We start from the raw sequence: 8,321 nt of genomic DNA, 5'->3' as shown, positions 1-8,321 counted from the left end.
CCGTGGGTCGATGTTTGATGTTATGGAGCAGCAACGATGTTACGCAGCAGGGCAGTCGCCCTAAAACAAAGGGCTATTTGCATTCTGAGGTAGGATCGCAAATTTAGCCAAGAATTTAAATCCATCCCCTTTTGTGCAAAATCTGGTTGACATTCGCAGATTGACTCCAGTACCGTTCTGTGCAAAAAGTGGTTGGAGTCCAGAATGAGCGAATTTACGGGATCGGCAGCTTCACAGGCTGACTTTATTTGGAAGAATGCGGAAGACCTTTGGGGGGACTTCAAGCATACGGACTTTGGCAAGATCATTTTGCCGTTTACCTTGCTGCGCCGCCTGGAGTGTGCGCTGGAGCCGACCCGCGAGGCGGTGAGAGAAGCGCATGACGCTTTCAAGGATGCCGATGTCGAGCTGGATACCATTCTGCGCTCAACCGCTGAATACCCCTTCTACAACACCTCTGAATACTCCCTCGGCACCTTGGGTAGCACCAAGACGCGCCGCAATCTGGAAGACTACATCGCCCTGTTTTCGGATAATGCCCGCGCTATCTTCGAGGAGTTTGAGTTTGGCAATACGGTGATCCGGCTGGAGAAAGCGGGCTTGCTGTACAAGATTTGCCAGAACTTCGCCAAGATCGATCTGCACCCGGACGTGGTTCCGGATCGGGTGATGAGTAACATCTACGAACACCTAATTCGCCGCTTTGGTGCCGAGGTCAATGAAGGGGCCGAGGACTTCATGACGCCGCGCGACATCGTTCACCTAGCGACCGCATTGCTACTTGACCCGGATGATGCCCTGTTTGAGGCCAGCCCCGGTTTGATTCGTACTCTGTATGACCCGACCTGTGGCACGGGTGGCTTCCTCACCGATGCCATGAACCATGTGGGTGACTACGGTAACCGCGACAAGATCCCGCCAGTGCTGGTGCCGCACGGGCAGGAGTTGGAGCCGGAAACCCATGCGGTTTGTGTAGCCGGTATGCTGATCCGCCGTTTGGAGTCCGACCCAGGCCGAGATCTGTCGAAGAACATTCGTCAGGGCAGCACGCTGTCCAACGACCAGTTTGCCGGTGAGCGTTTCCACTACTGCCTGTCCAATCCGCCTTTCGGCAAGAAATGGGAGAAGGACAAAACCGCCGTCGAAGCAGAACACAAAAAAGGTGAGTTGGGCCGTTTTGGGCCGGGCCTGCCGAAAATTAGCGATGGCTCCATGCTGTTTTTGATGCACCTGGCGAGCAAGCTAGAACTGCCGATCAACGGCGGTGGCCGCGCCGCTATCGTGCTGTCGGGTTCGCCACTGTTTAACGGCGGTGCCGCGTCTGGCGAATCGGAAATACGCCGTTGGTTGCTGGAAGACGACCTGATTGAAGCCATTGTAGCTCTGCCAACGGATCTGTTCTTCCGCACCAATATCGCCACCTACCTGTGGATTCTGTCCAACAAGAAGCCGCAGGAGCGCAAAGGCAAGGTGCAGTTGATCAACGCCACCGACCTTTGGACTTCAATCCGCAACGAGGGCAACAAGCGCCGTATTGTCAGCGATGAGCAGCGCCGCCAGATTCTGGACATCTACGCCACAGGCGAAACCGGAGCGCTTTCCCGGATGCTTGACTACCGTACCTTTGGCTACCGCCGTATCAAGGTCCTGCGCCCGCTGCGCATGACCCTGGAGCTGGATAAGGTGGGCATGGATCGGTTGGAAGCCGAAGCTGCCTGGGAAAAGCTCTCTGATGCGCATCAGACATTCTGGCGTGAAGCCCTCAAGCCGCTGATCGGGCAAACGCAGCCCTATAGCTGGGCAGAAACCTTTGTTAGGGACTCGATCAAGTCCGATGAAGCAAAGCAGCTCAAGGTCAAATCCAACAAGACATTGATCACCGCCCTAATCAGCGCCTTTGGTCACAAAGACCCGAAAGCCGAGCCAGTCACGGATTCCAACGGCGAGCTGGTGCCAGACACAGATTTGACTGATTACGAGAACGTCCCCTATCTGGATGACATCGACGACTACTTTGCCCGCGAAGTGCTTCCTCATGTGCCGGATGCTTGGCTGGATGAGAGCTTTACCGATGCCAGGGATGGTCAATTGGGCCGCGTTGGCTACGAGATCAACTTCAACCGCTTCTTCTACCAGTACCAGCCGCCGCGCAAGCTGCATGATATTGATGAAGACCTGAAGCAGGTAGAAGCCGAGATTGCCGCGCTACTGGCGGAGGTGGCCAGCGAATGAGCCAGTACAGAGCATATCCCGCGTATAAGGATTCCGGCATTGAGTGGATTGGGCAGGTGCCGGAGCATTGGAAGATTGCGCAGATTAAGCGAATTTCCGCCTTGAATCCCAGGAAATCGACCTTAAGCGAGGAAAAGGATTCTCTTTGCACATTTCTCCCTATGGAAAAGCTGAGAACCAATGCTGTAACACTTGATGAAACTCGTCCTATTCATGAAGTGTATGGTGGATATAGCTATTTCTGCGATGGCGATATTCTGATCGCCAAGGTAACGCCTTGCTTCGAGAATGGAAACATAGCGATAGCCAATGGTCTGGTTAACGGCATTGGGTTTGGCTCTACTGAAATCAATGTTCTTCGGGTAAATGGAAAGGGACATAACCGGTTTCTTTACTACCGTCTGCAAGAAGAGCAGTTCAGAACAATTGCCAAATCTGAGATGAGAGGCACTGGAGGCTTAAAGCGAGTTCCAACGGATCTGTTTGAGTCATTTACTATCGGGCTTCCCGACACTGACGAACAAGCCACCATCGCGGCCACCCTCGACCGCGAAACCGCCCGTATTGATGCGCTTATCGAGAAGAAAAACCGCTTTGTCGAGCTACTGAAGGAAAAGCGGCAGGGGCTGATTACCCATGCTGTCACCAAGGGACTAGACCGCAACGCCAAGATGAAGGATTCCGGCATTGAGTGGATTGGGCAGGTGCCGGAGCACTGGGAGGCGACAAAACTAAAGCATGTTGCTGCATTCTCTGGTGGTGGTACGCCATCAAAAGAAAATCCAGACTATTGGAACGGCTGCATCCCTTGGGTCTCTCCAAAGGATATGAAACATGAGGTGATTACCGATTCTATAGATCATATAACTACCAAAGGACTGGAAAATAGTGCCACGAAACTGATTGACTCGGGAGCGGTGTTGCTGGTTGCTCGATCAGGTATTCTTCGTCACACGATACCGGTTGGGATCAATAATGTTCCTGTTAGCTTAAATCAGGACATGAAAGCATTGAGCCTTGATGAAACTAGGGTTAGACCCCGGTTTATACTTCGGTGGGTACAGGGTCTTAACCGCTCGTTGCTTGGGATATGGGCAAAAGAAGGAGCTACTGTTGAAAGCTTAGAGCATGAATATGTAGCGAACACTCGTCTACCTCTTCCAGATCTGAAGGAGCAAGATGCCATTCTAGCCACCCTCGACCTTGAAACCGCCCGCATTGATGCTCTGATTAGCAAGTCGGAACAAAGTATCACCCTGCTCAAAGAACGCCGCGCCGCCTTTATCACCGCCGCTGTCACCGGCCAGATTGATTTGCGAGGAAAACAATAAATGCAATCAGCAGCACATCAGGAAAAATACTTCCAGCAATACATCATCGACCGGTTGGTAGATCAGGGCTGGAAGCTGGGTGATTCCAAGTTCTACAACACCGAGCGGGCGGTGTATCCCGAAGACCTGGAAAGCTGGATCAAAACCAGCGGCCAGCAGGAAAAATGGGACAAGCTGGAACGGCTCAACGGGGCCAAAACCCTTGAAGTGCTGATGGATCGCTTGGATAAAGCACTGGAGAAACAAGGCACCATGCAGGTGTTGCGCCAGGGCTTTTCCATTGCCGGTTGCGGCCTGATCGAGATGACCGAGGCCGCACCGGAAGACAAGCGCAATGCAGCAGTCATTGAGCGCTACCAGGCCAATATACTGCGCGTGGTGCCGGAGCTGAAGTATCACCCGGCCCGTGAATTTGCCATTGATCTGGTGCTGTTTATCAACGGTCTGCCGGTGGCAACCGTCGAACTGAAGACCGACTTCACCCAGTCCTGCGAAGCGGCCATGGATCAGTACCGCAATGATCGCCTGCCGTATGACGCCCAGACCAAACGCCGGGAGCCATTGCTGACCTTCAAGCGTGGGGCAGTGGTACATTTCGCCATGTCCGACTCTGAAATCATGATGGCGACCAAGCTGGATGGAGAAAGCACCTTTTTCCTGCCGTTCAATAAGGGGCGCAATGACGAAAGCGGCACTGTACATGCGGGTAACCCGCCAGGTGAGATTAAGGCCGATGGTACCCAGGAATACCCGGTAGCCTACTTCTGGGAGGCGGTCTGCCAGCCGGATGCCTGGCTGCGGATTTTCCATAGCTTTGTCTACGTCGAGAAAAAGGACGTGGTGGATATTCAGGGCAACTGGTCGAAGAAAGAAACCCTGATTTTCCCGCGCTTTCACCAATGGACGGCAGTGAACCAGATGCTGGCCGATGCCCGCGAAAATGGCGCAGGCATGACCTACCTGTGTGACCACAGCGCCGGTTCCGGCAAGACCAGCACCATTTCCTGGACGGCCCATGACTTGGTGAAACTGCGCGAAGATAACGGCGACGCGGTATTTAACAGCGTGATCATTGTCACCGACCGTAATGTGCTGGACGGCCAGCTCCAGGACGCGGTGAAGCAGATTGACCATCAGTTTGGGGTGATCGCCGCCATTGACCGGCAGAAGTCATCCAAGTCCAAGAGCAAGCAGCTCTCGGATGCCTTGTTGTCTGGCACGCCGATTGTGGTAGTAACGATCCAGACCTTCCCCTACGCGATGGAAGCCATCATCACTGACAAGGCCCTGAAAGGGAAAAACTTTGCTGTGATCATTGATGAGGCGCATAACTCGCAGACTGGCTCTACCGCCGCTAAGCTGCAAGCCGCGCTGGGGATGAGCGGACAAGGCAAAATGTCCACCATGACGGTGGATGAACTACTGGAGCAACTGCAAAAGTCTCGCGCCCGCCCGGACAATATCAGCTACTTCGCCTTTACCGGCACGCCCAAGCACTCCACTTTGATGCTGTTTGGTCGCCCGACAGATCCAAGCCAACCGATCTCGGACGATAACCCGCCGCAAGCCTTCCACCTGTACACCATGCGCCAGGCCATTGAGGAGAAATTCATTCTCGATGTGTTGAACGGCTATGTGCCCTACAAAACGGCCTTCAACCTTTCCAAGCAGCTTGAAGACAGCAAGCGGGTAAGCGGCAAGGCCGCCAAACGCGCCCTGGCACAGTGGATGTCATTGCATCCCACCAATGTGACCCAGAAGGTACAGTTTATCGTTGAGCACTTCACCAAAAACGTCGCCCACCGGCTGGATGGCAAGGCCAAGGCGATGGTAGTGACCAGCTCCCGTGCCGCTGCCATTCGCTACAAGAAGGCGTTTGACCGCTATATCGAGCAGCACAGCGAGTACGGCTTTATTCATTCACTGGTGGCCTTCTCCGGCAAGATGACCGGTAAGCAGGTGATGCACCAGGATGACAGCGAGTTCAAGGATGATGTGTTTATCGTCGATGAGAACGAGGAGTTCACCGAGCAGAGCATGAACCCGGATGTCCACGGGCAGGATTTGCGCTTTGCCTTTGACCGCCCGGAATACCGGGTGATGTTGGTGGCCGACAAGTTCCAGACTGGCTTTGACCAGCCCAAACTGGTCGCCATGTATGTGGACAAGAAAATCGCCAACCATGTGGAGATTGTGCAGACCTTCGCCCGCCTGAACCGGACGGCACCTGGGAAGGATGAAGTCTTTATCATCGACTTCGTGAACGATCCAGAGAACGTGCGCAAGGCCTTTGCCACCTATGACAAAGGCGCTCACATCAGCGAAGTGCAAGACCTCAATGTGGTCTACGAGATCAAGGAGCGACTGGACGAGCACGGCCTGTACGACGAGAAGGACTTGGCCGCGTTCAAAGAAGCCCGCTTCAAGACCATACGTGACATCACCCATACTAAATCGCCACAGCACAAGGCGCTGTATACCGCTACAGCTGGAGCGACGGCCTTGTATAACGACAAGATGAAAATGTTGCGCGATGGCATGGCAACCTGGGAAGCAGCGTTTGAGAAGGCCCGCGCCAGGGGTGATGAGGCGGGCATGAAGTCTGCCGATCACCACCAGGATGAGTATGCCGAGCAAATCAAGGCGCTGATGGGCTTCAAGTCGGACCTGGGGCGCTTCTGCCGTACCTATTCCTATATCGCCCAACTGATTGATTTTGGCGACCCGGAGTTGGAGAACTTTGCCGCTTTCGCCAAGCTGCTGCAAAAGCGCCTTCAGCACGAAGCACCGGAAACCGTGGACTTGACAGGCCTGGTGCTTACTGGCTTTGACATCAATGCTCGACCCGATGACGTAGAAGAAGAAGGCAAAACCCCGGTATTGCAACCAGCAGGTGCAGGCGGTGGTGGAGCGGCAGGCGACAAGCCGAAATTCGTCAAAGAGATTATCGAGAGGCTCAACAGCCTGTTTGGTGAGGCGACGCCGATCCAGGATCAGGTGGCTTTCGTTAATCAGATTTCAGCGATTACCGGTGAAAGCGATGTCGTCATGGCTCAGGTGGAAAGCAACACCCGTGAGCAGGCTATGAAAGGCAACCTCCCCGGTGCTGTGCAGCAAGCTGTTGTTCGTGCTTTGTCCAGTCATCAGAAGCTGGCAACCCAGGTGCTCAAGTCTGACCGTCAGGGCATGACCGCATTGGTTGATATGGTGTATGACCTGCTACGCGAAGGCAAAGACATCGATCTGGGTATGGATTAAGCAGATGCTTGACCTGCTGAATCTGCCAGGCATCAAGCCGGTCGATATGCGCCACGAAGGCAAGTGCCTTGTGATAGTCGCTGAGCCGGTAACGGTCGAGGTGCCGTTATGTGGGGACTGCAACATCCCTATGCACAGACACGGTACGCGCAAAAACAAGTTCATGGACACGCCGTTGTACATGGAGCCCGTCCGCCTTGAAGTTCAGCGCCCGCGCTTTCGCTGTGAGTCGTGCGGAAAAATGTCCATGCCGGAGTTGAGTTTTCTGGATGACAAACGCCGAGCCACCAAACGGCTGGTCGATGTTATTCGGCAACAGTGCCTGGGAACCACCTTCCATGCTTTAGCTGAGCAAACCGGTGTGGCGGTGAACACCGTCAAGAACATCGCTCACGATCTCATTGAGGAACTCTCCCAAACCGTTCGTTACGAAACCCCAGTCATCATGGGCATTGACGAAGTGAACCTGGCCGGAGGGTATCGCTGTGTAATCACCAATCTGGCAACCAACAACGTCTTTGATATGTTGGAGCATCGAACTCAAGAGCATTTGAAGCCCTTCTTCAAGGATTTGCCGGATGCTGACAAGGTGGAATGGGTCTGTACGGATATGTGGCGACCCTTCAAGCGTTCCTTTGCTCAGTATCTGCCCAACGCCAAACTGGTGATCGACAAGTTCCATGTCGTCAAGATGGCTTCTGAAGCCTTGGAAGTGGAGCGCAAGAACTATCAGGCACAGTTAAGCAAAGAAGATCGCATTTACGTCAAAAAGTCGATTCGCTGGCTCACCCTGAAGCGACCCGGCAACTTGACACCCGCAGAGCAAAAGGCGCTGGAGGTTGTAAAGCAGGCGATCCCAGCACTTGCCATGGCCTATGACTTCAAGGAAGCCTTCTTCTGCATCTACGACGAACCCGACAAGCAGAGCGCTCAGAACGCCTTTGAGGCTTGGGAGAACAGCCTTCCACTTTATGGCATGGAGCCTTTCAAAACACTGGTAAAAACGGTACACAACCATTACGACGACATCTTTGCCTACTGGGATGCGCCGTTCTCAATCACCAATGGCTATACAGAAGGGCTCAACGGCTTGATCAAGATGTCCAATCGGTTAGGTCGGGGTTATAGCTATGAGATCATCCGTGCAAAGACGTTGTACTCCAAAGAAGCCCGCAAGGTTGGCAGTGGTATTCGAGCAGGACGAGGCAAGGTCGAGTATGGACCGCACATTCCGACATTGTTGAAGCAGGCAGAAGGTGGAGAGTTGGATTAACGCGAGAGATGGCGCGTCTGAGAATCCAACCAATGTTAGATTTTCGCTGGGTGGTGAAAAACAGAAAAATCCAACCAGAAGCAGCTTTTTTTCCGACTAAGAATCAAGGGTTAGAATGGATGAATTCCAACCCTAGAATGCAAATAGCCAAACAAAGTTAGATGCACTAAGCACATAATTGCTCACAGCCAAACTATCAGGTCAAGTCTGCTTTTATTATTTTTAAG

Annotated in this window: 4 protein-coding genes; all 4 read left to right on the top strand. The window is 53.4% G+C overall.

Translation table 11 applies throughout. The features are described 5' to 3' along the window. Positions 1–204 precede the first annotated feature (204 nt). Genes ACOTXR_RS24620 through ACOTXR_RS24605 form a run of 4 tightly spaced genes read left to right on the top strand, consistent with a single transcriptional unit; the run spans position 205 to position 8,094 of the window. Positions 205–2,232: a type I restriction-modification system subunit M gene (locus tag ACOTXR_RS24620; protein ID WP_009653620.1), complete on the top strand. Its 2,028-nt coding sequence runs from the start codon at positions 205–207 to the stop codon at positions 2,230–2,232. Beyond that, positions 2,229–3,563, top strand: a complete 1,335-nt coding sequence (locus ACOTXR_RS24615) for a restriction endonuclease subunit S (RefSeq protein WP_009653617.1) — start codon at positions 2,229–2,231, stop codon at positions 3,561–3,563. The genes ACOTXR_RS24620 and ACOTXR_RS24615 overlap by 4 nt, the downstream gene beginning before the upstream one ends. Beyond that, on the top strand, positions 3,564–6,821 hold the full coding sequence (locus ACOTXR_RS24610) for a type I restriction endonuclease subunit R (RefSeq protein WP_009653619.1): 3,258 nt from the start codon (positions 3,564–3,566) through the stop codon (positions 6,819–6,821). It begins immediately after the preceding gene. A 4-nt stretch (positions 6,822–6,825) separates the two neighbouring features. Then, positions 6,826–8,094, top strand: coding sequence for an ISL3-like element ISKpn25 family transposase (locus ACOTXR_RS24605; RefSeq protein ID WP_009653618.1), 1,269 nt, complete (start codon positions 6,826–6,828; stop codon positions 8,092–8,094). Positions 8,095–8,321: the final 227 nt, after the last annotated feature.

The sequence above is a fragment of the Enterobacter cloacae complex sp. IR53030 genome, from assembly GCF_049238365.1.
In the GTDB taxonomy this organism is placed as follows: domain Bacteria; phylum Pseudomonadota; class Gammaproteobacteria; order Enterobacterales; family Enterobacteriaceae; genus Enterobacter; species Enterobacter kobei.
The sequence above is the reverse complement of the archived record's forward strand: the minus strand, read 5'-3'. Positions and strand labels throughout refer to the sequence as shown.

Coding starts and splice junctions, on each gene's coding strand:
- ACOTXR_RS24605 (WP_009653618.1), top strand. CDS start 6,826: ATGCTTGACCTGCTGAATCTGCCAGGCATCAAGCCGGTCGATATGCGC.
- ACOTXR_RS24610 (WP_009653619.1), top strand. CDS start 3,564: ATGCAATCAGCAGCACATCAGGAAAAATACTTCCAGCAATACATCATC.
- ACOTXR_RS24620 (WP_009653620.1), top strand. CDS start 205: ATGAGCGAATTTACGGGATCGGCAGCTTCACAGGCTGACTTTATTTGG.
- ACOTXR_RS24615 (WP_009653617.1), top strand. CDS start 2,229: ATGAGCCAGTACAGAGCATATCCCGCGTATAAGGATTCCGGCATTGAG.